Here is a 24,855-nt window from a genome sequence, read left to right as displayed (position 1 = left end):
CACCGGTCAGGCCGCCGGATCGACAGGTCCGGTGGCCGGCCGGGCGGACGCGTACTCGGGCCAGCCGGGGTACGGCGGGGGAGTCCCACCGAACGCCGGGCAATGCGCTTGATGGGGACACCAGTCGCACAACCGTGAGGGGCTGGGCCGGAAATCGCCGGTCTGGCCCGCGGTTTGAATCGCGCGCCAAATTGCCATCAAGGTCTTCTCGAACCGCAGCAGTTCATCGTGCTCCGGTGTGTAGTCGAGCACCTGGCCGTCGGCCAGATAGATCAGGCGCAAGCGGGCCGGCAGCACGCCGCGGGAACGGAACAGCGCCACGGCATAGAACTTCATCTGAAACAGGGCCTTGAACTCGGCCAGTGCCCGTGCGACCGGGGGCGCCCTGCCGGTCTCGTAGTCCACGACGCGCAGTTCGCCGTTGAGCGCGACATCGATGCGGTCGATGTAACCACGCAGCAGCGTCCCGTCGGCGAGCTCCACCTCCACCCGCTGCTCGCAGGATTGCGGCTCGAACCGCGTCGGATCCTCCAGCCGGTAGTAGCCCGAGAGCAGCGCACGCGCCTCGTTCAGCAGCTGGGCTCGGACGTCCCCGTCCAGGCCCTCGGTCAAGTCGGCCTCGCCGGCAATCACCCGGTCCCACGCCGCATCGAGCAGAGCGAGGGCAGTGTCGGGTCCTCGCTGCACCGCGGGCAGCGCGTAGAGCTGTTCGAGGGCGGCGTGCACCACCGAGCCGCGCAACTGAGCAGTCGACGGAGCCTCCGGCAACCGGTCGATCGCCCGGAACCGGTACAGCAGCGGGCACTGCTTGAAGTCCGCGGCCCGCGACGGCGACAGCGCCGGCCTTGGGCCCGCCTCCAACCGCTGCGTCATATTCGCAGCCTAGGACGCAGCGCCGACAACCCCGGGCACGACCGGCGGCGAGTCGGCTGGCACGCTAGACGCCGTGTCAGCAACCGGTCCGTTGAGCGTCGGGGAACGCGTCCAGCTCACCGATGCCAAGGGCCGTCATTACACGATCACCCTGACTCCGGGCGCCGAGTTCCACACCCATCGCGGCCGGATCGCGCACGACGCCTTGATCGGGCTCGAGCAGGGCAGTGTCGTCAAATCCAGCAACGGGGCCCTTTTCCTGGTGCTGCGTCCGCTGCTTGTCGACTACGTCATGTCGATGCCGCGCGGACCGCAGGTGATCTACCCCAAGGACGCCGCCCAGATCGTCCACGAAGGAGATATCTTCCCTGGCGCGCGGGTGTTGGAAGCCGGTGCCGGATCGGGCGCGCTGACCCTGTCGCTGCTGCGAGCGGTGGGGCCGCAGGGCGAGGTCATCTCCTACGAACAGCGGGCCGACCACGCCGAGCACGCCCGTCGCAACGTCTCGAATTTCCACGGGCAGTTACCCCACAATTGGCAACTGATCGTCAGCGACCTCGCCGAGTCCGAACTGCCGGACGGCTCATGCGACCGGGCGGTGCTGGACATGCTGGCGCCGTGGGAGGTGCTGGACTCGGTATCGCGGTTGGTGGTTTCAGGCGGAGTGCTGCTCATCTACGTCGCGACCGTCACGCAACTGTCGAAGGTGGTTGAAGCGGTGCGGGCCCAGCAGTGTTGGACCGAACCGCGGTCCTGGGAGACGATGCAGCGCGGCTGGAACGTCGTGGGTCTGGCCGTGCGGCCCCAACATTCGATGCGCGGCCACACCGCGTTTCTCGTTGCCACCAGGCGGCTGGCGCCGGGCGCGGTAGCTCCCGCGCCGCTGGGCCGCAAACGCGTGGGACGCGATGGCTAATCGTCGCTTCGGTTCAACCCGCGCCGCACGGAGAGCAGCTCGAACTCCGGGTGTGCGGCGACCAGGCGCTCGGCTGCATCGAGGACATCAACGGCGTGAGCCCGGTCTCTCGACACCACGGCCACCCCGATGCCGGCCCGTCGGTGCAGATCGTGTGAATCGGTTTCGGCGGCCGACACGCTGAACTTACGTTGCAGCTCCGCGACGACGGGCCGGATCACCGACCGCTTTTGTTTGAGTGATCGCACGTCGCCCAGCAGTAGGTCGAACTCGAGCCAACCGATCCACATCGGCTCAGGGAGTCGGGGACGGGCTTGGTGTCGTTCCCGCCTCGACGCTGGGCGCCGGCGCGGGACTCGGCGGCGCGGGTGGGGTAGGAGATTGCGAACTCCTGGCATTTTGCAGGGCGAGCAGCATTTCCGCAGTTTTGTGGGACAGCTGCCAGCCCCCCAGGTACGGCGCGAATTGCATCGGGAAGGTGAATTCCCGCCGGTCGGGATTGGCGGTCCTGACGATCACGGTGGCCATCACGTCCGACGGGTCGATCGCCGACCACGCGACGTTGTTCACTGTGAACGTCATCGGCAGGTAGCCGCCGTCGCGTGCGGCGGTGGTGAACCTGTCCAGCGCCGCGGCCGTCTCGGGTGTCGACCCCTGGACCAAACTCAGTTTGTTGCTGCCCGGCACCGCGGGGTCGGCCAGGTGGGACAGCACGTCGGTGAGCGCTTCGGGTGGTGGCAGGGGAGTGCTGGGCGGCGCCGCCGAGGCAACCGAAGTGATCGGCGGCCCGGACGTCTGAACCGAGTCCAGTTGCCGCGCATTGTCGTGCGAGCAACCCGTGCCGAACGCCAATACCACCGTCAGAGCGGCGCCCAGTGTTACCGAGAAGTTGCCGGACATCAGGGACGGGCTCAAATGCAGGCAACGAAGCAGAGTGCGTCGCACGTCACAATGCGGTTCGCAAAAGGGGTGGCCGGGGCGGTCAGAAAGCCTGTGGCTAGGGATTTCACGGTCACGGAAGTCCTTTCGCTCGGCCCGAGTAGAAGCCGAGATTACCAGCGTGACCCAACTTGTAACTTTCAAACGGTATTTGACTGCGCACATCAAACGCGGTTGGCCGGTAGCGTTGAGGGTATCCGCCACACCTATTCCTGGTGCGGGAAAGGAGCGCAACATGGGTGACTCAGAGCGTTCTGAAGCATTCAAGAACCCCCGCGATATCCCCCTGTCCAGCGACGATGCCGCCGAGCTCGAACAGCTGCGGCGTGAAGCTGCTGCCCTGCGTGAGCAACTCGACAACGCGGTTGCTCACCAGAACCCGGCGCGTTCTGCTCGCGATGTGCATCAGCTCGAGGCCCGAATCGACTCGCTTGCGGCCCGCAATTCCAAATTAATGGAAACTCTTAAAGAAGCCCGCCAACAGCTGTTGGCGCTACGGGAGGAAGTCGACCGGCTGGGACAACCGCCGAGCGGTTACGGCGTCTTGCTGGGGACCCACGGCGACGAAACCGTGGACGTGTTCACCTCGGGTCGCAAGATGCGACTGACGTGCTCGCCCAACATCGACACCTCGGTCCTGAAGAAGGGCCAGACCGTCCGGCTGAACGAGGCGCTGACGGTTGTCGAGGCGGGGACCTACGAATCGGTCGGTGAAATTTCCACCCTGCGCGAGGTGCTGGGCGACGGCCACCGTGCCCTCGTGGTCGGCCACGCCGACGAGGAGCGCATCGTGTGGCTGGCCGAGCCGTTGGTCGCCGAGGATCTGCCCGAAGGCCACCCCGATGCCCTCAACGACGACAGCCGGCCCCGGCGGCTCCGCCCGGGCGACTCGCTTCTGGTGGACACCAAGGCCGGCTATGCCTTCGAGCGCATTCCGAAGGCCGAGGTCGAAGACCTGGTGCTGGAAGAGGTCCCCGACGTCAGTTACGAGGACATCGGCGGCCTGACGCGTCAGATCGAACAGATTCGCGACGCCGTCGAATTGCCGTTCCTGCACAAGGAGCTCTACCGGGAGTACGCGTTGCGGCCGCCCAAAGGGGTGTTGCTGTACGGCCCGCCGGGTTGCGGTAAGACGCTCATCGCCAAAGCCGTCGCCAACTCGCTGGCCAAGAAGATGGCCGACCTGCGCGGCGACGACGCACGTGAGGCGAAGTCGTATTTCCTCAACATCAAGGGCCCGGAGCTGCTCAACAAGTTCGTCGGCGAGACCGAGCGGCACATCCGGCTGATCTTCCAGCGGGCCCGCGAGAAGGCCTCCGAAGGCACCCCGGTGATCGTGTTCTTCGACGAGATGGACTCGATCTTCCGCACCCGCGGTACCGGCGTTTCGTCAGATGTCGAGACCACCGTGGTGCCGCAGCTGCTGTCCGAGATCGACGGTGTGGAGGGGCTCGAGAACGTCATCGTGATCGGTGCCTCCAACCGCGAGGACATGATCGACCCGGCCATCCTGCGGCCCGGCCGCCTGGACGTGAAGATCAAGATCGAGCGACCGGACGCCGAAGCGGCGCAGGACATCTTCTCCAAGTACCTGGTCGAAACGCTGCCGGTGCACGCCGACGACCTCGCCGAGTTCAGCGGTGACCGCGGCGCCTGCATCAGCGCGATGATCGAGAAGGTCGTCGAGCGGATGTACGCCGAGATCGATGACAACCGGTTCCTGGAGGTCACCTACGCCAACGGTGACAAGGAAGTCATGTACTTCAAGGACTTCAACTCCGGGGCCATGATCCAGAACGTGGTCGACCGCGCGAAGAAGAACGCGATCAAGTCGGTGTTGGAGACGGGCCAGCCGGGTCTGCGCATCCAGCATCTGCTCGACTCCATCGTCGACGAGTTCGCCGAGAACGAGGACCTGCCCAACACCACCAACCCCGACGACTGGGCGCGGATCTCGGGCAAGAAGGGCGAGCGGATCGTGTACATCCGCACCCTGGTCACCGGCAAGTCGTCGAGCGCGTCGCGGGCCATCGACACCGAGTCGAACCTGGGTCAGTACCTGTAGCGGACCGCGCCTAGGTCACCAGGGAATAGCTGTTGGTCAGGTCGTCCTGCAGCACCTGGGCGGCCGTGGCCGTGGTGTCGACCCTAAGCGTGTCGGTGAGTACACGCGAATGGTAGGTCCAGCCCGCCGGCAGTTTGAGGCGGTCGCCGAGCTTGGGCAGGTCGGCCCGGGACAGGGTTGGGTCGACCACCTGACTCCAGGTCTGCATGACCCACTGCCGGCCGTGCGGGTCCTGGAGTTCGTAGATCTCCTGGCCGGCGTCGAAGACGAACACCGTGTTGCGGCTGACCTGATTGACGGTGTACGGGTTCGGGTTCATCGATGCCAGCAGCACGGTGGCCTGCAGGATCATGTCGATGCCGCCGAAATTCTTGATGATCTGCGGACCTTGCTGAGTCTTTTCGATGCTGTTCATGAGCCAGTAGCGGGGACCGTTGAGCAGTGCCGTGGCGGCACCGTGCTCGGTCGCGATGGCGTGTGCGTCCAACGCCGACCACAGGTCGGCGGGGCAGTCGTTGAGGGGGAAGCTGTTGTAGACGGTGGCTTGGGGGCCTGCCTCGCCGGGTGTTACGAGAAGCACTTCCCCGTAGCGTTTTCCGGAAAGGTCGCCCGAATCCTGGTGGGCTGCTGAAGGCGATTGAGGGGCGGACACCAGGGTGAACCTAATCACCCAGGTCAGCGGCGTCAACATTGGTCACCGGCGCGGTTGCCACGCGGTTGCGATAACGGTTGCGGGCGGTCAGCGTGGCGTGCAGGTCATCGATCAGCGGGTCGACGAAATTTGCGCGGTAATCGCCGTCGCCGGCCGCGCGGGCGCTGACGTACATAAACGTCAGGGCGCCCAGGAAGAGGCACAGATGGATCAGGGAATCGGGTACCGGGACCGTCAGGCCCAGCACCGTTGTGTCGGTGTCCGTCGTGCGGGCCCACTCCTTGAGCAGAGCCGGCGTGAGCACGATCAGGCCGAGGGTCACGTAAATGCTCGCCGTCAGCGCGGCGACCACGGTGATCTGCGCCAGCTGCGAAGCGGCCAGCACGAAGATCACGTTGACGCGCTCGGCGCGGGTCAGCCGGGGACTGCTCGCCGGGTCCGGCATCGCCTCGAACGGCGTAGCAGCCAGGCGGTCGGAGTCTTTGGGTACCGCTGCCAGTGACCGCAACATCGGCCTGACTCGCTCTGCGGTCGCCGAGACCACGAACGCCGCGGCGATGCCAACGAGGAAGACGATCGCCAAAGCCAGCCGGTCACCGCTGATCATCGACGACATCAACCAGACGTTCCCGTTGAAGAAAACCAGGGTGGTCAGCAGCACCACCGGCAGCGCCCGCACCGCGAGGCCGCCGACCGAGGTGAGATGCGACAACGTCATGCGCATCGCCCAACCGACCACCGACCCGACACCGCAGCCCGTGAGGACCATGAGTACCGCCGCGGTCACGAACACTTCGGGCAGGTGCGACGGGCCCATTTCGACGACGATGACGACCCCCACAATGGTTACCGCCACGGTGGACGCGATCGCCCGGTAGCGGCGATCGGAGATACGGGACACCCACCACCCGGTGATGGCCATCGCCAGTGGCGCCAGTCCGATGAGCCCCAGCAGCGACCATTCCTTGACGGACGGCTCGCCGTCGATGACGACTTCTGTCCTGCCACCGGTCAGGAAAAGGATCGGCACGGTCCAGCAATGCATGGTCGCGTAAGCCGTCAACATCGGAGCCGATCGCGACCACAGTCGCCGCCACCTTCCGCGAGTCGTCAAGAGCGAGGGCAGACCGCGCTTCAGGAACCAGCTTTCAGCCTCCTCGGTGACCGTTGCCCGGCGTGCCGGCGAGCGCAGTGAAGGGCTCATGGCGGCTCACAATAACCGGGCATGGCTGCGTCCATTTCGGCGCGAGCCACCCACTGCTGATCGGGGGTCATGGCGGGACCGTAGTCTTTAACTCATGCAACGGATTATCGGGACGGAGGTCGAGTACGGCATCTCCTCGCCGTCAGACCCGACCGCCAACCCGATCCTCACTTCGACACAGGCGGTGCTGGCCTACGCGGCCGCCGCCGGTATTCAGCGCGCCAAGCGAACCCGGTGGGACTACGAGGTCGAGTCCCCACTGCGGGATGCCCGCGGCTTCGATCTGAGCCGCTCGGCGGGACCGCCACCGGTCGTCGACGCCGACGAGGTGGGCGCGGCGAACATGATCTTGACCAACGGCGCGCGCCTCTACGTCGACCACGCGCACCCGGAGTATTCCGCGCCGGAATGCACCGACCCGATGGACGCCGTGATCTGGGACAAAGCCGGCGAGCGTGTGATGGAGGCTGCGGCCCGGCACGTCGCCAGCGTCCCAGGCGCGGCGAAGCTGCAGCTCTACAAGAACAACGTCGACGGCAAGGGCGCCTCCTACGGCTCCCACGAAAACTACCTGATGTCGCGGCAGACACCGTTCTCGGCGATCATCGCCGGCCTCACTCCATTCCTGGTGTCGCGACAGGTGGTGACCGGCTCGGGGCGGGTTGGCATCGGCGCCTCCGGCGACGAGGCCGGCTTCCAGCTCTCGCAACGCTCCGACTACATCGAGGTCGAGGTCGGGCTGGAGACGACTCTCAAACGGGGCATCATCAACACCCGCGACGAACCGCACGCCGACGCCGACAGGTACCGGCGGTTGCACGTCATCATCGGCGACGCCAACCTGGCCGAGACATCGACGTACCTGAAGCTGGGCACCACGGCCCTGGTCCTCGACCTCATCGAGGAGGGCATCGATCTGACCGACCTGGCGCTGGCCCGCCCGGTGCATGCGGTCCACGCGATCAGCCGCGATCCCTCCCTGCGCCAAACGGTCGCTTTGGCCGATGGCCGGGAACTGACGGCGCTTGCGCTGCAACGCATCTATCTGGATCGGGTGGCCAAGCTGGTGGACAGCCGCGACCCGGACCCGCGTGCGTCGCACGTGGTGGAAACCTGGGCAGAGGTGCTCGATCTGCTTGAACGTGATCCGATGGAGTGTGCCGAGCTACTGGACTGGCCGGCCAAGCTGCGGCTGCTGGAAGGGTTCCGGCAGCGGGAGAACCTGAACTGGTCCGCACCCCGACTGCACCTGGTGGACCTGCAGTACTCCGACGTCCGGCTGGACAAGGGCCTGTACAACCGGCTGGTGGCCCGCGGCTCGATGAAGCGGCTGGTCACCGAGTTGCAGGTGCTGGCCGCGGTCGACAATCCGCCGACCGACACCCGCGCGTACTTTCGTGGCGAATGCCTGCGCCGGTTCGGCGCCGACATCGCAGCAGCGAGTTGGGACTCGGTGATTTTCGACCTGGGCGGGGATTCGCTGGTGCGGATCCCCACGCTCGAGCCCCTGCGGGGCAGCAAGGCGCACGTCGGAGCGCTGCTCGACTCTGTTGACAGCGCCGTCGAACTGGTGGAACAACTCACGAGTTAGTTCGATGACGCTGTGGCCCGGTATGACTCGAGAGGCAGTCGGGCAGCAGTGCTTAGGTGGTAATTAGACCGACGAAATGTCGGCGCTGAACGGTAGGGTAGAGAAAAGCTTGCGAGCGTGTGACGGCGCTCGCGGCCCATGACAAAGCAGGAGGCGGCGATGGCGCAGGAGCAGACTAAACGCGGTGGTGGTGGTGGCGACGACGACGACATCACCGGCGCGGCGGGCGCAGGCCAGGAGCGCCGCGAGAAGCTGACCGAGGAGACCGACGATCTGCTCGACGAGATTGACGACGTCCTCGAAGAGAACGCCGAAGACTTCGTGCGTGCTTACGTCCAAAAGGGCGGACAGTGACCTGGTCGTTGCCCGATCGCTTGTCCACCAATTCAGCACAACCCGGATTACCAGCCGTAGACCTGTCGTCCTTCGCTGATTTCCTGCGGCGTCAGGCGCCGGATCTGCTGCCCGCAAGTCTCAGCGCCGCAACCGTGGGCGACCAGTTGCCGCACGGCACCACCATCGTGGCGCTGAAGTACCCCGGTGGTGTGCTGATCGCCGGTGACCGCCGCTCTACGCAGGGCAACATGATCGCCGGCCGCGATGTGCGCAAGGTGTACATCACCGACGATTACACCGCCACCGGCATCGCAGGCACCGCCGCGATCGCCGTCGAGTTCGCCCGGCTCTACGCCGTCGAGCTCGAGCATTACGAAAAGCTCGAGGGTGTCCCGCTGACATTCGCCGGGAAGGTCAACCGGCTGGCCATCATGGTGCGGGGCAACCTGCCGGCCGCGATGCAGGGTTTGGTCGCGCTGCCGCTGTTGGTGGGCTACGACATGCATGCCGCCGACCGCGAGTCGGCCGGGCGCATTGTGTCTTTCGATGCCGCCGGTGGCTGGAACATTGAGGAAGAGGGTTACCAGTCGGTGGGCTCGGGCTCGATTTTCGCGAAGTCATCGATCAAGAAGCTGTATTCCCAAGTCAGCGATGCGGATTCGGCCTTGCGGGTTGCCGTGGAAGCGCTGTACGACGCCGCCGACGACGACTCCGCCACCGGGGGACCGGACCTGGTCCGCGGTATCTATCCGACCGCGGTCAGCATCGACGCCGACGGAGCGGTGGAGATCGCGGAGCGTCGCATCGCTGAACTCGCCCGCGACGTCATCGAAACCCGCTCACGCGCTGACACCTTCGGGCCCGATGGTGGTGAGAAGTGAGCTTCCCGTACTTCATCTCGCCGGAACAGGCGATGCGCGAGCGCAGCGAGCTCGCGCGCAAGGGCATCGCCCGTGGCCGCAGCGTCGTGGCGTTGGCCTACGCCGACGGCGTGCTGTTCGTTGCCGAGAACCCGTCGCGATCGTTGCAGAAAATCAGCGAACTCTACGACCGGGTCGGCTTTGCCGCGGCCGGCAAGTTCAACGAGTTCGACAACTTGCGCCGCGGCGGAATCCAATTCGCCGACACCCGCGGGTACGCCTACGACCGGCGTGACGTCACCGGGCGCCAGCTGGCCAACGTCTACGCCCAAACGCTGGGCAGCATCTTCACCGAACAAGCCAAGCCCTACGAGGTGGAACTGTGTGTGGCCGAGGTCGCGCACTACGGCGAGACGAAAGCGCCTGAGCTGTATCGGATCACCTACGACGGGTCGATCGCCGACGAGCCGCATTACGTGGTGATGGGTGGCACCACAGAGCCGATCATCAACGCGCTCAAGGAGTCCTACACCGAAAACGCCGATCTTGCCGATGCGCTGCGAATCGCGGTCAACGCGTTGCGCGCCAACAGCCCCGACAACGCAACCAACGGTCAGCCATCCCTGAGCGAGGCCACCCTCGAAGTCGCGATCCTCGACGTCAACCGGCCGCGGCGGGCCTTCCGCCGCATCAACCGCACCGCGCTGGAATCACTGCTGCAGGACACCGATGCGACTGAGGCCCCGGAAACCGCGGCGGCGGAAGGTTCCGAAGCGCCGGTAGAACATGAGGGTGAATCCCCCGAGTAGCACAGCTTCGGTCTGGTGCGCTTGACGACGCGCACGGCCCGGCAACAATCGGTAGTCGGGGCCATGCTCTGTTTACCGCCAGCTTCTGGGCACCATCGGCGTGGTCGGGCCGCTGCCGAAATCGTCCCTCATCCGGGCCAATCCCGCAGCCTGGGTGACGGAGTCGTTGCTCACCACGCCCGCCGTCCCTAGGTCCTCAGCGCCACGGTGCGACGCCGTGGGCGCGTCCGTGACCGTCGGTTCCTCCCAGTCCGGGTCGACCTCGACCCGCATATCCATGAATTTGTGGCCGTGCTGACGCTGCGTGGTCCGCGCCCGTGCCCGCGCCTGTCGGCGGATGGCGGCGCGCGACTGCGCCACCGCGGGGGCACTGTCGGGTTCGGGCGCTTTTTTCTTGGCGCCCGCGCTGGCGCTTGCTGACATCCCTGAACCGAACCCGATGCCGGGCGGACCCAACGCATATGGAGGTACGAATCCGGTCCCGGCGGCGGGCGGCGCAGGCGGCACCGTACCGGCGGAGGCGGGGGCGGCGGAGGATGCAGGGGCGGGCGCAGGCGCCCCCGTCGGTGCTGCGGCCACGGTGGCTGTCGACGGACTCATCCCCGACGCCGGCCAGGCATTGGCCGGGGCGGGTTCGGCCGACGGTTCAGCAGCGACAAGAGGTTGGGGGGGTGCCGCCAGGCCAGCCAGCCCCTCCAGCCCGCTCGCCTGCGCAGCGGGCAACACCATCGCGCCGCCCGCAGCGGCCACCAGCATCGGGGACTGGGTGATGGCACTGCCCAATTGGGCTATGTGAGTGGGCCAGTCGAAGATGGCGAGGGCCAGCATGTACTGCATAGCCTGCGTCGGGTTCTGCGTCATCTGCATGGAGTCCCCGATGAGTTCGAGGCCTCGGGCGAGGTACCACATCGGTTGGGTCGCGTCGGCATAGTACTCGTAGTCGAGTCCGTTGAGCATCCCGGCGCCGGGGTCCCAATACACGCCGAAGTGCTCCAGAAAGTCGGCGATAAAGGTAGTCACGACGTTGGAGACCAATGGATTTCGGATCAGTGGGTTGATGCCGAAGCTGTTCAGGATCGGTTCGAGCGCGTTCAGCAGCATCCGCCCCGGATCGAGCGACGCCGCCGACTGGGCTTGCCCCATCCCGGTGGTTTTCAGCACTTGCGGAGGTGGCACCGCCGCCGGCGTCGCTGCGATCGCCGTCGCCGAGCTGGCTTCGTAAGCGCTCATGGTGGTGGCGGCCTGAATCCACATCCGCAGGTAATCGGACTCGTTGACGGCGATGGGGATGGTATTGATGCCGAAGAAATTCGTCACGACCAAAGCCGTATGGGTAGCGCGGTTGGCGGCCAACTCCGCCAGGGTGGGCATGGCCGAGAGAGCCGCGGAATACGCCGCGGCGCTCACCGCATGCCGGGCGGCCGCGGCCAGGCTGTCGGCGCTTGCGCCGCGCAGCCATGCCACAAAGGGCGCGTGGGCGGCCACCCACGAATCAGCGGCTGAACCTTCCCAGCAGGCCGACCGCGTCTCGGCAATCAGTGCACTGACTTCGTCGGCCGCAGCGGTGTACTCGTCGGCGAGTGATTGCCACGCCGCGGCGGCCGCGATCAGCGGTCCTGGACCGGGGCCTTGACTCAACAGCGAGGAATGAACTTCCGGCGGTAGCGCCATCCACAGCGGCATACCAGGCAGCCCTCCGAAAACCCACGTGAAGTTTCGGACAGACTAACTTTCATATTCGGATACACGATACTGGGGGCCGGGGACAACTAGTCGGCGCTGATTGCCATTAGTGCGATGTCGTCCTGAGGCCCCAGTTTGGGGATCAACGTGGCGAGCTCGTCTATCAGACGAGCGGCATCGGGTCCGGCGTGCTCGGCGGCGAAGGCGGCCAGGCTTGCCTCGTTGAACGGGTCTGCACCCCGCCGGGCTTCCACGATGCCGTCGGTGTAGAACAGCAGGGTCTGGCCCGGGCGCAGGATGACGTCGCAGGTGTGGAACTTCGCATCTGCTCGCAACCCGACGAGTGTGCCCTCGGCGGAACGGACCTCGGTCGCCGTCCGGCACCCGTGGTCGAGCAGTAACGCCGGTGGGTGACCTCCCGTCGCGATAGTGACGGCGAAGCCCTGACCATCCGGTCCACGCTGCAAGCTTCCGTACAGGACGGTGCAGAAGCGCCGCGGGTGTAGCTCGCGAAGCAACACTTCGTTGAGTTCGGCAAGCCCGTCGATGGGGTTGCTGTAGTGCAGTGCCGCAGAGCGCAACGTGTAGCGGATCAACGATGTCACCACGGCGGCGTCGACACCGTGGCCTTCGACGTCGCCGATGAAGAATGCCCACCGGCCTTCCCTCAGGGCGAATACGTCGTAGAAATCCCCGCCGACCCGGCGCGAGGAAGCGGGGTGGTAATGCGCCGCCAACGAGGCACCGTCGACGGACGGCAGCATCGGTGGAAGCAACGTTCGCTGCAGGACCGCGGCGTACTCCTCGGTCATGTCGCGGTCGTACTCCGCGATGTTGCGGTCGCGAATCGCGACGTCGCGATCCTGCCGCGCATCGTCGCGCTCCCGTTGCGCCGTGTCGCGCGCATCCTGGGCGCGGTAGCGCTGGAAACGGGCGTCGTCGCGGGCGTACTCGGCGGCGTTGCGCAGACCGCGCTCCACTCCCAGCGCGTCCAGCGAGGTCAGCCGCAAATTGAGCTGCTCCATCACGATCGCCGCCAGGTCCTGCAGCACCGAGAGCTGTTCGTTCGTCAGGGCGCGCACCTTGGTGTCCATCACGGCCACCGTCCCGAGGCCGTACCCGTCGAAGGTCACGATGGGAGCGCACGCGTAGAACCGGATCTGATGTTCGCGAACAAATCCGTTGTCGGCAGTTCGCGGGTCGGACAGCGCGTCCTGCACCACGTACGGGCTGTCGCACATGACGGCCGACGCGCACAGTCCGTCGTCTCGGTCGACTCGTTTCAGGGCGGGAAGACCGTGCACGGCAATGAACCAGATGTCATCCTCGCCGACGATCGACACCGTCGCCATCGGCATGTTCAGAGATCGGGCCGCCAAGCCGGCGATTCGTCCCACCACCCGGTCCGGCGGCATGTCGAGGACGCGGTAGCGCTCAAGCGCTTGCACGCGAGCCGGGTCCGCGTGGTTGCCCGGAAGCAGATTCTCTGAAATGTTTCGCCACATTCCGCGCCGCAGGAATTACCTGACACCCCGAGTGCCCGAAGGGGGCAGCCGCAATCTTAGCCGTCGCTGGCGTGGCTTGCGCACCGCGCCATTTCAACAACAAGTACCCTCGATTACGTGCAGCGACGAATTATGGGCATCGAGACCGAGTTCGGTGTCACCTGCACCTTTCACGGGCATCGCCGACTGTCTCCGGACGAGGTGGCCCGCTACCTTTTCCGGCGGGTGGTGTCGTGGGGTCGCAGCTCAAATGTTTTCCTGCGTAATGGCGCACGCTTGTATCTGGACGTGGGCAGCCACCCCGAGTATGCAACCGCAGAATGCGACAGTCTGATTCAATTGGTGACCCACGACCGGGCCGGTGAGTGGGTGCTCGAGGATCTGCTCATCGATGCCGAGCAGCGGCTTGCCGACGAGGGTATCGGCGGCGACATCTACCTGTTCAAGAACAACACCGACTCGGCGGGCAACTCTTACGGCTGTCACGAGAACTACCTGATCGTGCGCGCCGGTGAGTTCTCCCGGATCTCCGATGTACTGCTGCCGTTCCTGGTGACCCGCCAGCTGATCTGCGGTGCCGGCAAGGTGCTGCAGACCCCGAAGGCCGCCACCTTCTGCTTGTCACAACGTGCCGAGCACATCTGGGAGGGCGTGTCGAGCGCCACCACACGCAGCAGGCCCATCATCAACACTCGCGACGAGCCGCATGCCGACGCGGAGAAGTATCGTCGGTTGCACGTCATCGTGGGTGACTCCAACATGTGCGAAGCCACCACCATGCTCAAGGTGGGCACGGCGTCGCTGGTCCTGGAAATGATCGAAGCCGGGGTACCGTTCCGCGACTTCTCCCTCGATAACCCCATTCGCGCCATCCGCGAAGTCAGCCACGACACCACCGGCCGCCGGCCCGTCCGGCTGGCAGGAGGACGCCAGGCCAGCGCGCTCGACATCCAGCGCGAGTACTACAGCCGTGCCGTCGAGCACCTGCAGACCCGCGAACCCAACGCGCAAATTGAGCAGGTCGTCGATCTGTGGGGTCGCCAGCTCGACGCCGTGGAAAGCCAGGATTTCGCGAAGGTGGATACCGAGATCGACTGGGTGATCAAGCGCAAGTTGTTCCAGCGTTACCAGGACCGATACAACATGGAACTGTCCGACGCGAAGATCGCGCAGCTGGACCTGGCATATCACGACATCAAGCGTGGCCGCGGTGTGTTCGATCTCCTGCAGCGCAAGGGCCTGGCTGCCCGGGTCACCACCGACGAGGAAATCGCCGACGCCGTCGACCGGCCGCCGCAGACCACCCGCGCCAGGTTGCGCGGCGAGTTCATCAGTGCCGCGCAGGCCGCCGGCCGCGATTTCACCGTCGACTGGGTACACCTCAAGCTCAACGATCAGGCGCAGCGCACCGTGCTGTGCAAAGACCCGTTCCGGGCGGTCGACGAGCGAGTCAAGCGACTGATCGCCAGTATGTAGCGGGCCGGGCGCCGTCCTAGTTGCTGTTGCTCGTCCCGAGTTGATTCTCGATGGCGCTGGTCGCGCCCTTGCGCTCCTTGTTGTTCTGTTCATAACGTAGCAGCGCGGTCAACGCGTCCGCGTCGGTCAGTTGCTGGACCTCGGCGGCGACTTCGTTGACGGTGAGCTCGTCGTAGTTGTCGACGGGAAGTTCGTCCTCGGTGAGGCCACCAGTCACGCTGCGGGTGCGGTGCAGGGTGCTCGCGGTGCCGCGCGCCCCTTTTCCGCTGGCAATCTGTTCGGCTCTGTCCAGTCCAGCGTCGCGGCCGGCGGTGAAGGAATCGACGGTGGCTTCGATGACGGTCTCGAAGCGCGACCGGAAGCGGCCAAGTGCCTCGGCAGCTTCGTCGATCCGCGCAGCGGCCCAGCGGGCCGGGTAATAGGCGACTTTAGTGAGTCGACTCACCGCCTCCTGTACGGGCGTGGGCCGCACCGCGGTGGATCGTCCGGTGGCCTCTTGGGTGAGTACCGCGTTGATCCAATCAACAGTCTCTTGATGCGCAGTCTGCAGGCGCCGCGCAAGGAGCCGGGTGTCGGGGTGATCCGCGGCCTCGGCGAGGGCCTCAAGATAGCGTGCGCGGTCCAGTAGTTGGTGTTCGAGGGCGAGGTCACTGAACAACGCGCCGGCCAGGGGTTGCCCTTGCTCCACTAGGGTCTTGACCAGCGCGGTTGCCCGGCCCAGGGCGGGAGTGATTACGTCGGGCACACCACCGAGATCACGCAGCGCCGCCGCGATCAGCTTTGCGCGTTCTTGCGCATTGGCCGCGTTGTTGGTGAGTTCTTGGCGCACACTGTCGTCGCGAGCCTGCCCCAGCCTAGTCTGTGCGATCTGCGCCTCGGTGTTGGTCAGGTGATGCAGAATGCGAAGTTGGCTTATGAGCCGGTCGGTGCTTGGGTGGGGCACGTTGTCTTCCTTACGATTCGGGATATTCGGGTCGCCAGTCCTTTGGGTCAAATAGCGAAACATGCTGCAGGGGTGAGTCTTTGAAGGTCATTGAATAAGAGAAGTGGCCTGCCGCCGTGTCGGCCGCAGGCCACCGCCATCGTGTTGGCTTCTCTCAGAGGTGATTACGCATCGTTGCGATGACGAATACCGCTCTTGGCAAGGCCACGGCTGACCATGTAGCCGATGCTGAGCAGTACAACGTAGAACCATGCGCGGTCAGCCAGGAAGTAGTCGGCATGTCCGTCAGTCGCCTTGACCAGGTAGGAGGCGAGCAGGACGCCTACGACCGCGACCACGTAGATGGCGAACTCGGATGTCTTGAAAGCTGCCTTCGTCTCGATGCCGCGTTGAGTGCGCACCCGCGATACGTCGGTGTTCTCGGCACTGTATGCGGCCGGCGCATCGGCGCGGTGTCCCGTTGCAGGATTGATAGTCATTTTTGCTGTTCCTTCGGTGTAATGAGGCCTGTCCTGGTGCCGGCCATTCTCATTGGCCGCACGGCCTCGACGGGGTGGAGTTCCCGGAAGATGTTGGTAACAAACCTGTTCCACGCTAGGCCAGATCAGTTTCGCTGCAAAATACAGACGTTGAAAGAATTGCAGCACCCGAATTGGCTGCGATGCACTATAACCAGCTTGCCGGTGTTCGGTTTGAGCACAACGCTCGCGGCTCGTTGGTTTAACCGCTCCGAACTTGCTGAAGACCAACGAGTCCGACTTTACGCTAGTCGCGGTCACTTATCCACTCTGGTGGTTGGGCCGGCCGCCTGAGTGAATCGGTAAATCGCTTGCACCGATTAGGAATTCGGAAATCGGGTACTCATGACCGCATTGTGGCCAACCGGATGTTGGCATCCTTCGGCGCTGGGTCAGGGTCGGCCGGCAGGACGCAATGCCTCGCCGCTGGACCCCGCTGAAGAATGGCGCAAACTCCTTCCTCATCTCGGATGTGATGGCGCTCACGCGGCCGCGGCCGGATCGGGGTTTGATTCGATCTCGCCGCCCAGGCTCCGACGTGGACCCCGCAGGTTCGAATCGGTGCCGCGCTATGCCTAAGCTGCTAGGGGTGACGACCTCGAAAGTCGAGCGACTGGTGAATCTCGTCATCGCCCTACTGTCGACGCGTGGCTACATCACCGCCGAAAAGATCAGGTCCAACGTCGCCGGGTACGCCGACAGTCCGTCGGCGGAGGCGTTCTCGCGGATGTTCGAGCGAGACAAGAACGAACTGCGCGACCTGGGCATCCCGTTGGAGGTCGGCAGGGTGTCCACCCTCAACCCCACCGAGGGTTACCGCATCAACCGCGACGCATATGCGCTGCCGCCCGTCGACCTCACCCGGGAAGAGGCGGCCGCGGTAGCCGTTGCCGCCCAGCTGTGGAAGTCGCCGGAATTGATCACGGCCACCCAGGGCGCGTTGCTCAAGCTGCGCGCGGCCGGCGTGGACGTCGATCCGGACGCGGGGGTATCCATCGCGTCCCCGACCGGGGTGCCGGGTCTGCAAGAGTCCGAAGAGGTGTTGGGAACCCTGTTGTCGGCCATCAACTCTGGTCAAGCGGTGCAGTTTCCCCACCGATCGTCGCGGTCCGCGCCATACACCACGCGGACGGTCGAACCCTGGGGCGTGATCACCGCCAAGGGGCGTTGGTATCTCGTGGGCCACGACCGCGACCGCGACGCCACCCGCACCTTTCGGTTGTCGCGTATCGGCGCCGACGTCACACCGATCGGCGAGCCCGGTGCGGTAACCGTGCCGGGCGATGTCGACTTGCAGCAGATCGTCGCCGATGCGGTCGCCGAAGGACCTACGGGAGCGCTGGCCACGGTCTGGGTCGCTGACGGCCGCGCTACCGCGCTGCGCCGCGCCGGAACGTCGGTCGGTCACCGTCAACTGGCCGGCCGCGACGGCGAAGTACTGGAGCTGGACATCGGCTTCACCGACCGGCTGGCCCGCGAGATCGCCGGGTATGGCGCCGACGCGATCGTGCTGGAACCGGCGTCGCTGCGCGAGGATGTGCTGACCAGACTGCGGGAAGCGGCCGGGGAGTGGCGCCGATGACGCCGGTATCCGATCGGTTGGTGCGGCTACTCAACCTGGTGCCTTATCTGCAGGCCAACCCTCGCGTCACCAAAGCTGAGGCCGCTGCGGAACTCGGCGTCTCCGAAGAGCAGCTGCAGAAGGACCTCGAGCAGCTGTGGCTGTGCGGTCTGCCGGGTTATGACCCCGGCGATCTCATCGACTTCGAATTCTCCGGCGACACGGTCAAGGTGACTTTCTCCGCCGGGATCGACCGGCCGCTCAGGCTGACGTCGCCCGAGGCCACCGGGCTGCTGGTGGCACTACGGGCGCTCGCCGACATCCCGGGTGTGGTCGATCCCGAAGCGGCCCGCAGTGCGATCGCCAAGATCGCGGCGGCCGCCGGTGCCGCCGGCCATGACGACGCCGCGGCCGCCGTCGACGAGCCGGCTCCCCTGGAAAGTCGCGCCGCGGCCATCGTCCGCGCCGCGGTTCGCGACAAGCGCGCCTTGACCATCGATTACTACGCCGCCTCGCACGATTCGCTCACCACCCGCATCGTCGACCCCATCCGCGTATTGCTGGTCGGCGGCCACAGCTACCTGGAGGCTTGGTCACGCGAGGCCGAAGGTGTTCGATTGTTCCGCTTTGACCGGATCGTCGACGCCACCGACTTGGGCGAGCCGGCCGCGCCCCCGGAACCGGCACTGCAGTCGCCACCCGATACTTCGCTGTTCGACGGTGACCCTGCCCTGCCGTCTGCGACGTTGCGGCTGGCGCCGTCGGCGTCATGGATGTTCGAGTACTACCCGCTGCGGGACGCACAGGAACTTCCGGACGGCTCCTGTGATGTGACGATGACCTACGCCTCCGAGGACTGGATGACCCGCTTGGTACTCGGTTTCGGATCGGCTGTGCGGGTTCTGGAGCCGGAGTCGCTCGCGCAGCGGGTCCAGGCGGCCGCGGCAGCGGGCGTCGAGGCGTACCAGGGCTTCCGCAGCGGCTCTGAGCAGGCGTGATGTCCTGAGCGTCGCGGCGCGCGGTGGCGGGAACCGTTCGCTTGTACAGGAGAGTCCCTGGTACTGCGGTAGCATCGGGTGAACGTCTGGAGGTAATCAAAGTGGGCAGTCTTCAACCGTGGCACTGGCTGATCCTCGCTGTCGTGGTGATCGTGTTGTTCGGTGCCAAGCGGCTCCCCGATGCTGCGCGCTCGCTGGGCAAGTCGCTGCGCATCTTCAAGTCCGAGGTCCGTGAGCTGCAGAGCGAGAACAAAGCCGAACCGTCTATTCAGACTCCCGCTGCGGCCCCCACCCCGGTGCAGGCCCAGCGCGTGGACCCGCCGGCGTCCGCTGAGCAGGGCCACACCGAGGCGCGGCCGGCCTAGTCCGTCCTCACTCTGACCGAATGTCGTGAAAGGTCCCAGGGTTTCGTCGCGCGCTTTTGGTCCCCTCAAACGCCTTGACCCGCGGAATCGTCGTCGCAGGGTCAACCCTGACGGGACGATGTCGCTGGTCGACCACCTGACCGAGCTGCGTACCCGGCTGCTGATTTCGATTGCCGCGATCGTGGCGACGACGGCGTTCGGCTTCGTCTGGTATTCGCATCCCCTCTTCGGTTTGGAGAGCTTGGGCGAGTGGCTGCGTCAGCCCTACTGCGCGCTACCGCAATCTGCCAGGGCCAGCATCAGTGCAGACGGGCAGTGCCGGCTGCTGGCAACCGCGCCGTTCGACCAGTTCATGTTGCGTCTCAAGGTCGGCATGACGGTCGGGATTGTGTTGGCCTGTCCGGTGTGGTTCTACGAGCTTTGGGCGTTCATCACCCCGGGGCTCTACAAGAAGGAGCGCCGCTTCGCAGTGGCGTTCGTCATTCCCGCGGTGATGCTGTTCATCGCCGGAGCCGCGCTGGCGTATCTGGTGTTGTCCAAGGCGCTGGGCTTCTTGCTGACGGTCGGCAGCGACGTGCAGGTGACCGCATTGTCTGGTGACCGGTACTTCGGCTTTCTGATCAATCTGCTGGTGGTGTTCGGCGTCAGCTTCGAGTTCCCGCTGTTGATCGTGATGCTCAACATCGCGGGCATGCTGACGTATGAACGGCTCAGGGCGTGGCGTCGTGGGCTGATCTTCGCGATGTTCTTGTTCGCCGCGATATTCACCCCCGGCTCCGATCCCTTCTCCATGACTGCGCTCGGTTTGGCACTGACCGTGCTGCTCGAATTCGCGATCCAAATCGCCCGGATTCACGACAAGCGCAAAGCCAAGCGGGAAGCCGCCGCGCTACCCGATGACCAAGCATCGGTCATCGAACCACCCTCGCCGATACCGGCGCCGTCGGTGATCGGCGGAACTCATGACGACGTCACCTGACATCCGACTCGGCGAACGTGCGTGTCTGTACATCGACACGCCGTTGGGACTGGCATTTCGCGCACCCTCGCGGGGCGAGGCGTGACCGAACTCCCCGAGCTGACCCGGTTCGCAGCCGAGCTGGCGTTCCCTCTTGACGCCTTCCAGCGACGCGCGTGCGCCGCGCTGGAAGGCGGTCATGGTGTGCTGGTCTGCGCCCCCACCGGTGCGGGCAAGACGGTGGTCGGCGAGTTCGCCGTGCACCTGGCCTTGGCGGGTGGCGGCAAATGCTTTTACACCACCCCGCTCAAGGCGCTGAGCAACCAGAAGCACACCGACCTGACGGTGCGTTACGGCAAGGACAAGATCGGGCTGCTGACCGGCGACGTGTCCGTCAACGCCGATGCTCCGGTGGTGGTCATGACCACCGAAGTGCTGCGCAACATGCTCTACGCGGATTCGACTGCATTGCAAGGTCTTTCACATGTGGTGATGGACGAGGTGCACTTCCTGGCCGACCGGATGCGTGGTCCGGTCTGGGAGGAAGTAATCCTGCATCTGCCTGACGAGGTGCGACTGGTCAGCCTGTCGGCGACGGTGAGCAACGCCGAGGAGTTCGGCGGCTGGATTCAGACGGTGCGCGGCGACACGACCGTGGTGGTCGATGAGCACCGGCCCGTGCCGTTGTGGCAGCACGTCCTGGTCGGCAAGCGGCTGTTCGACCTGTTCGACTACCCGGCCGAGGGCTGTAGCAAGGACAAGCCGCACGTCAACCCTGAACTGCTGCGCCACATCGCACACCGCCGCGAAGCCGATCGGATGTCGGACTGGCAGCCGCGCCGGCGGAACCCGGGACGGCCTGCGCGGCCGCGTTTCTACCGGCCACCCGCCAGGCCCGACGTCATCGCGTCCCTGGACGCGGCCGGTCTGTTGCCTGCCATCACGTTCGTGTTCTCCCGGGCCGGCTGCGATGCCGCCGTCCAGCAATGCCTCCGGTCGCCGCTGAAGCTGACCACCGAGCAGGAACGCGCGCAGATCGCCGAGGTTATCGAACACCGCTGCGGCGATCTGGCCGACGCGGATCTGGCGGTGCTGGGCTATTACGAGTGGCGCGAAGGGCTGCTGCGCGGCCTGGCCGCCCACCACGCCGGCATGTTGCCGGCCTTTCGCCACACCGTGGAGGAACTCTTCACCGCCGGTCTGATCCGGGCGGTCTTCGCCACCGAGACGTTGGCACTGGGCATCAACATGCCGGCCCGCACCGTCGTGCTGGAGAAGCTGGTCAAGTTCAACGGCGAGCAACACGTGCCCCTGACGCCGGGGGAGTACACCCAGCTGACCGGGCGCGCCGGTCGGCGCGGCATCGACATCGAGGGCCATGCGGTTGTGCTCTGGCACCCGGATGTGGAGCCGTCCGAGGTGGCGGGCCTGGCATCCACCCGCACCTTCCCGTTACGCAGCTCGTTCGCGCCGTCGTACAACATGACAATCAATCTGGTGCACCAGTTGGGCCCCGAGCAGGCGCATCGGCTGCTCGAGCAATCGTTCGCCCAGTATCAGGCTGACCGGTCGGTCGTCGGTCTGGTGCGTGGCATCGAGCGTGGGAAGACAATGCTCGATGAGATCGCCGCCGAGTTGGGCGGGCATGAGGCCCCGGTCCTGGAGTATGCCCGGATGCGTGCACAGATCAGCGAGCTGGAGCGATCCCAGGCTCGGGCATCCAGACTGCATCGACGGCAAGCCGCCAGTGATGCCCTCGCCGCACTCAAGCGCGGCGACATCATCAATATCAACCACGGCCGACGCGGGGGGCTCGCCGTCGTCCTGGAAACCGCCCGTGACCGTGACGACCCCCGGCCTCTGGTGCTGACCGAACATCGATGGGCGGGCCGCATCTCGTCGGCCGACTATTCCGGTGCAACGCCGCCGGTCGGGTCGATGACGTTGCCCAAGCGGGTCGAACACCGTCAGCCGCGAGTGCGGCGCGACCTGGCGTCGGCTTTGCGCTCCGCAGTCGAGGGTCTGGCGATTCCGGCGGGTCGGCGGGATACGGAGAACACGCACTACGACCCGGAGCTGACGTCGCTGCGCGAGCAGCTGCGTCGGCACCCGTCGCACCATGCGGCCGGTCTGGAGGAGCAGGTCCGCCAGGCCGAGCGCTACCTGCGCATCGAACGCGACAACGCGCAACTGCAGCGCAAAGTGGCGGCCGCGACCAATTCACTGGCCCGCACCTTCGACCGGATCGTCGGACTGCTGACCGAGCGTGAGTTCATCAAGGGACCCTCGACCGATCCGCATGTCACCGATGACGGCCGCATGCTGGCGCGGATCTACAGCGAGAGTGACCTTTTGGTCGCCGAGTGTCTTCGCACCGGCGCGTGGGCGGAGTTGAAGCCCGCGGAGTTGGCGGCGGTAGTCTCGGCGGTGCTCTACGAGGCGCGGGGGAGTGACGGACCGGGCGCCCCGTTCGGTGCGGACGTCCCGACGCCGCGGCTGCGGCAGGCGCTGGGGCAGACCGCCCGGCTGTCCTACGAATTGCGCGCCGACGAACAGACACATCGCATCTCCCAAAGCCGCGAACCCGACGACGGCTTTGTGCAGGTGATTTATCGGTGGGCGCGCACCGGTGACCTCGCGGCGGCGTTGGCGGCGGCCGAGGCCGTGGGTTCGGGAGTCCCGATGTCGGCGGGGGATTTCGTGCGCTGGTGCCGTCAGGTGCTCGACTTGCTCGACCAGGTTCGCAACGCGGCGCCCGACCCCGAGGTGCGAGCCGCGGCCAAGCGCGCTATCAATGACATTCGGCGCGGCGTCGTCGCAGTTGACGCCGGGTAGGCTAGGCCGGAGCTACGGTTACATCCGGAAATGCGCACGGGACCACCAGGGGCTAACGGTGGCGAGGACAAACCAGACTGAGGAGCGACAATGAGTGGACCGCAGGGGCCAAACCAGTCATGGCAGCCGCCAGGGGGTTCCTCGGACCCGACCGTGGCAGGCTCGCCGTGGCAACAGCAACCGGGCGGTCAGGACGCGACGTGGCACGCGCAGTCGTACCCGGCCGCGGAGTACCCCGGCTACCAGCAGCCGGCTGAGCCCGCTTATCCGCAGCAGTACCCGCAGCCGGGCTACGGGTCGGATTTCGGTTCGCAGGCCACTCAGTACGGTGCCACCCCGCAGTACGGTCAGCCCCCGCAGTACGGTCAGCCGCCCCAGTACGGTCAGCCGCCCCAGTACGGTCAACCGGGTCAACCGGGTCAGCCGGGCCAGTACCCGCAGCAGGTCAGTCCCTACGGTCAAGCGCCCCAGGGGCCGAAGCGTTCCAAGGCGTTCATCGGCGCTGTGGTCGGCGGGATTGCGCTGCTCTTCCTGGTCGTCATTCTGGTACTCGGGTTCGTGGTGCCCGGGTTCTTCGTCACCACCAAGCTGAACGTCAACAAGGCCAATACCGATGTGCAGTCGATCCTGACCGACGAGACCAACGGCTACGGCGCGAAGAACGTGAAAGACGTCAAGTGCAACGGCGGTTCGGACCCGGTGGTGAAAAAGGGTGGCACCTTTGAGTGCACCGTGAGCATCGACGGCGCGAACAAGCGTGTGACGGTGACGTTCCAAGACGACAAGGGCACTTACGAGGTCGGCCGGCCTCAGTAGCTATAGCGCGTCGAGCGCTTTCTGCAGGCGCGAGATCGAGGATCCGACGCCGTACTCGGTGGCCAGTTCGGCGGTGCGCTTGGGGTTGGTTGCGTGCAACGGCAGCTCATCGGTGGGTGTCGAAAGCTTGACGGGCGCGTCGGTGGCCACGCGCACCACCGTTTCGGCTGCTTCTATATAGCCCGTTGCGGACTTCAGTTTGGCGCGTAAGCCTTTGGCCATCTTTGACTTTGGATCTTCCGCGGCTGCCATGATCTCGTTGAGCGAGCCATGCTGGGCGAGAAGGGTCGCTGCGGTTTTCTCGCCCACCCCCGGCACCCCCGGAAGTCCATCGGACGGGTCGCCGCGCAGCAGAGCTAGTTCGGCGTAGGCCGCGCCGGCCCTCTCGAGCGGTACCCCGTACTGATCGGCAACCTCTGCGGGACCGAACAAGGTGGCTTTCGACAGACCGCGGCCCAGATAGAGCACCCGAACCGGGACGGGCTCGTCGGCGACCACCTGAAGCAGATCGCGGTCGCCACTGACCACCACGACCGGGTCGTTGCGCTCCCGTGCAGCCAGAGTGCCCAGCACGTCATCCGCCTCGAAACCTGCTGCGCCTGCCGTAGGGATTCCGAACGCGTCGAGCAACTCCATGATCATGTCGACCTGCGGGGTGAGTTCGTCGGGCACTTCTTCCACATCGGGCTCACCCGCAGGTTCTTCCTCGGCTACCCGATGCGCCTTGTACGAGGGGATGAGGTCGACCCTGAATTGGGGCCGCCAGTCCAGGTCAAGGCACACCGCCAGCCTGCTGGGCTTGTGTTGGGTGATCACCACCGCCATCGAGTCGATGAATCCGCGGACCGCGTTCACCGGTCGGCCGTCGGGTGTTTTGATCGATGACGGCACGCCGAAATATGAGCGAAACCACATGCTGGCGCCGTCCAGCAGCAACAGAGGTGCAGGCATG

Annotated in this window: 23 protein-coding genes; 13 read left to right on the top strand and 10 right to left on the bottom strand. The window is 65.7% G+C overall.

The features are described from left to right. Positions 1 to 6: 6 nt before the first annotated feature. Positions 7 to 873: a RecB family exonuclease gene (locus AC5Y7D_RS13890; protein WP_499924742.1), complete on the bottom strand. Its 867-nt coding sequence runs from the start codon at positions 871 to 873 to the stop codon at positions 7 to 9. A gap of 73 nt (positions 874 to 946) precedes the next feature. Here AC5Y7D_RS13890 and trmI point away from each other — a divergent pair, with 73 nt between their 5' ends. Continuing rightward, positions 947 to 1,789, top strand: a complete 843-nt coding sequence (gene trmI / locus AC5Y7D_RS13885) for a tRNA (adenine(58)-N(1))-methyltransferase TrmI (protein WP_499924741.1) — start codon at positions 947 to 949, stop codon at positions 1,787 to 1,789. Here trmI and AC5Y7D_RS13880 read toward each other — a convergent pair. Together AC5Y7D_RS13880 and lppK are read right to left on the bottom strand one after the other, a co-directional pair. Beyond that, positions 1,786 to 2,079, bottom strand: a complete 294-nt coding sequence (locus AC5Y7D_RS13880; RefSeq protein WP_499924738.1) for a DUF503 domain-containing protein — start codon at positions 2,077 to 2,079, stop codon at positions 1,786 to 1,788. The two genes, trmI and AC5Y7D_RS13880, sit on opposite strands and share 4 nt — an antisense overlap. A 4-nt stretch (positions 2,080 to 2,083) precedes the next feature. After that, positions 2,084 to 2,689 (bottom strand): lipoprotein LppK, encoded by a 606-nt coding sequence (lppK, locus tag AC5Y7D_RS13875; protein ID WP_499924817.1) that lies wholly within the window; start codon positions 2,687 to 2,689, stop codon positions 2,084 to 2,086. A gap of 274 nt (positions 2,690 to 2,963) precedes the next feature. Between lppK and arc the strand changes: the two genes are divergently transcribed. Next, positions 2,964 to 4,793, top strand: coding sequence for a proteasome ATPase (gene arc / locus AC5Y7D_RS13870; protein WP_499924737.1), 1,830 nt, complete (start codon positions 2,964 to 2,966; stop codon positions 4,791 to 4,793). Between the two features lie 10 nt (positions 4,794 to 4,803). On the opposite strand, the gene AC5Y7D_RS13865 is transcribed toward arc, so the two are convergent. Then, positions 4,804 to 5,445 carry a hypothetical protein gene (locus tag AC5Y7D_RS13865; protein ID WP_499924736.1) on the bottom strand — a complete coding sequence of 214 codons (642 nt, stop codon included), beginning with the start codon at positions 5,443 to 5,445 and terminating at the stop codon, positions 4,804 to 4,806. Between the two features lie 10 nt (positions 5,446 to 5,455). Next, positions 5,456 to 6,649, bottom strand: coding sequence for a hypothetical protein (locus AC5Y7D_RS13860; protein WP_499924735.1), 1,194 nt, complete (start codon positions 6,647 to 6,649; stop codon positions 5,456 to 5,458). Between the two features lie 94 nt (positions 6,650 to 6,743). Between AC5Y7D_RS13860 and dop the strand changes: the two genes are divergently transcribed. From dop to prcA, 4 genes are all read left to right on the top strand, one after another. Beyond that, a complete protein-coding gene (dop, locus tag AC5Y7D_RS13855) occupies positions 6,744 to 8,240 on the top strand; it encodes a pup deamidase/depupylase (protein WP_499924733.1) in 1,497 nt (498 codons plus the stop codon). 159 nt (positions 8,241 to 8,399) lie between these two features. Next, a complete protein-coding gene (locus tag AC5Y7D_RS13850; RefSeq protein WP_499924732.1) occupies positions 8,400 to 8,594 on the top strand; it encodes a ubiquitin-like protein Pup in 195 nt (64 codons plus the stop codon). Continuing rightward, on the top strand, positions 8,591 to 9,457 hold the full coding sequence (prcB, locus tag AC5Y7D_RS13845) for a proteasome subunit beta (protein ID WP_499924730.1): 867 nt from the start codon (positions 8,591 to 8,593) through the stop codon (positions 9,455 to 9,457). The genes AC5Y7D_RS13850 and prcB overlap by 4 nt, the downstream gene beginning before the upstream one ends. After that, positions 9,454 to 10,245, top strand: a complete 792-nt coding sequence (gene prcA / locus AC5Y7D_RS13840) for a proteasome subunit alpha (protein WP_499924728.1) — start codon at positions 9,454 to 9,456, stop codon at positions 10,243 to 10,245. The genes prcB and prcA overlap by 4 nt, the downstream gene beginning before the upstream one ends. Positions 10,246 to 10,317: 72 nt before the next feature. Here the strand turns inward: prcA and AC5Y7D_RS13835 are convergent, their stop codons facing one another. Both AC5Y7D_RS13835 and AC5Y7D_RS13830 read right to left on the bottom strand, forming a co-directional pair. After that, positions 10,318 to 11,928, bottom strand: coding sequence for a PPE family protein (locus AC5Y7D_RS13835; RefSeq protein WP_499924726.1), 1,611 nt, complete (start codon positions 11,926 to 11,928; stop codon positions 10,318 to 10,320). Positions 11,929 to 12,014: 86 nt separating this feature from the next. Beyond that, positions 12,015 to 13,376, bottom strand: a complete 1,362-nt coding sequence (locus tag AC5Y7D_RS13830; protein ID WP_499924723.1) for a PP2C family protein-serine/threonine phosphatase — start codon at positions 13,374 to 13,376, stop codon at positions 12,015 to 12,017. A 174-nt stretch (positions 13,377 to 13,550) separates the two neighbouring features. On the opposite strand from AC5Y7D_RS13830, the gene pafA reads away from it, so the two are divergent. After that, positions 13,551 to 14,909, top strand: coding sequence for a Pup--protein ligase (pafA, locus tag AC5Y7D_RS13825; RefSeq protein ID WP_499924721.1), 1,359 nt, complete (start codon positions 13,551 to 13,553; stop codon positions 14,907 to 14,909). Positions 14,910 to 14,925: 16 nt separating this feature from the next. Here pafA and AC5Y7D_RS13820 read toward each other — a convergent pair whose 3' ends face one another. Then, complete coding sequence (locus AC5Y7D_RS13820; protein ID WP_499924719.1) at positions 14,926 to 15,852, bottom strand: ferritin-like domain-containing protein; 927 nt, start codon at positions 15,850 to 15,852, stop codon at positions 14,926 to 14,928. 164 nt (positions 15,853 to 16,016) lie between these two features. Next, positions 16,017 to 16,331, bottom strand: a complete 315-nt coding sequence (locus tag AC5Y7D_RS13815) for a hypothetical protein (RefSeq protein ID WP_499924717.1) — start codon at positions 16,329 to 16,331, stop codon at positions 16,017 to 16,019. A 628-nt stretch (positions 16,332 to 16,959) separates the two neighbouring features. Between AC5Y7D_RS13815 and AC5Y7D_RS13810 the strand changes: the two genes are divergently transcribed. The 6 genes from AC5Y7D_RS13810 (at position 16,960) to AC5Y7D_RS13785 (ending at position 23,903) form a co-directional block, all read left to right on the top strand. Next, positions 16,960 to 17,952, top strand: a complete 993-nt coding sequence (locus AC5Y7D_RS13810; RefSeq protein ID WP_499924716.1) for a helix-turn-helix transcriptional regulator — start codon at positions 16,960 to 16,962, stop codon at positions 17,950 to 17,952. Next, on the top strand, positions 17,949 to 18,929 hold the full coding sequence (locus AC5Y7D_RS13805; protein WP_499924714.1) for a helix-turn-helix transcriptional regulator: 981 nt from the start codon (positions 17,949 to 17,951) through the stop codon (positions 18,927 to 18,929). The genes AC5Y7D_RS13810 and AC5Y7D_RS13805 overlap by 4 nt, the downstream gene beginning before the upstream one ends. A gap of 101 nt (positions 18,930 to 19,030) precedes the next feature. Continuing rightward, positions 19,031 to 19,294, top strand: a complete 264-nt coding sequence (tatA, locus tag AC5Y7D_RS13800; protein WP_499924712.1) for a Sec-independent protein translocase subunit TatA — start codon at positions 19,031 to 19,033, stop codon at positions 19,292 to 19,294. Between the two features lie 25 nt (positions 19,295 to 19,319). Further along, complete coding sequence (gene tatC / locus AC5Y7D_RS13795) at positions 19,320 to 20,273, top strand: twin-arginine translocase subunit TatC (protein ID WP_499924711.1); 954 nt, start codon at positions 19,320 to 19,322, stop codon at positions 20,271 to 20,273. An 81-nt stretch (positions 20,274 to 20,354) separates the two neighbouring features. Beyond that, positions 20,355 to 23,087 carry a DEAD/DEAH box helicase gene (locus tag AC5Y7D_RS13790; protein WP_499924710.1) on the top strand — a complete coding sequence of 911 codons (2,733 nt, stop codon included), beginning with the start codon at positions 20,355 to 20,357 and terminating at the stop codon, positions 23,085 to 23,087. Between the two features lie 90 nt (positions 23,088 to 23,177). After that, positions 23,178 to 23,903 (top strand): DUF4333 domain-containing protein, encoded by a 726-nt coding sequence (locus AC5Y7D_RS13785; RefSeq protein ID WP_499924708.1) that lies wholly within the window; start codon positions 23,178 to 23,180, stop codon positions 23,901 to 23,903. On the opposite strand, the gene AC5Y7D_RS13780 is transcribed toward AC5Y7D_RS13785, so the two are convergent. Beyond that, on the bottom strand, positions 23,904 to 24,854 hold the full coding sequence (locus tag AC5Y7D_RS13780; protein ID WP_499924704.1) for a 5'-3' exonuclease: 951 nt from the start codon (positions 24,852 to 24,854) through the stop codon (positions 23,904 to 23,906). Between the last annotated feature and the right edge of the window lies 1 nt (position 24,855).

Source organism: Mycobacterium sp. NGS49, assembly GCF_059812565.1.
The sequence above is the reverse complement of the archived record's forward strand: the minus strand, read 5'-3'. Positions and strand labels throughout refer to the sequence as shown.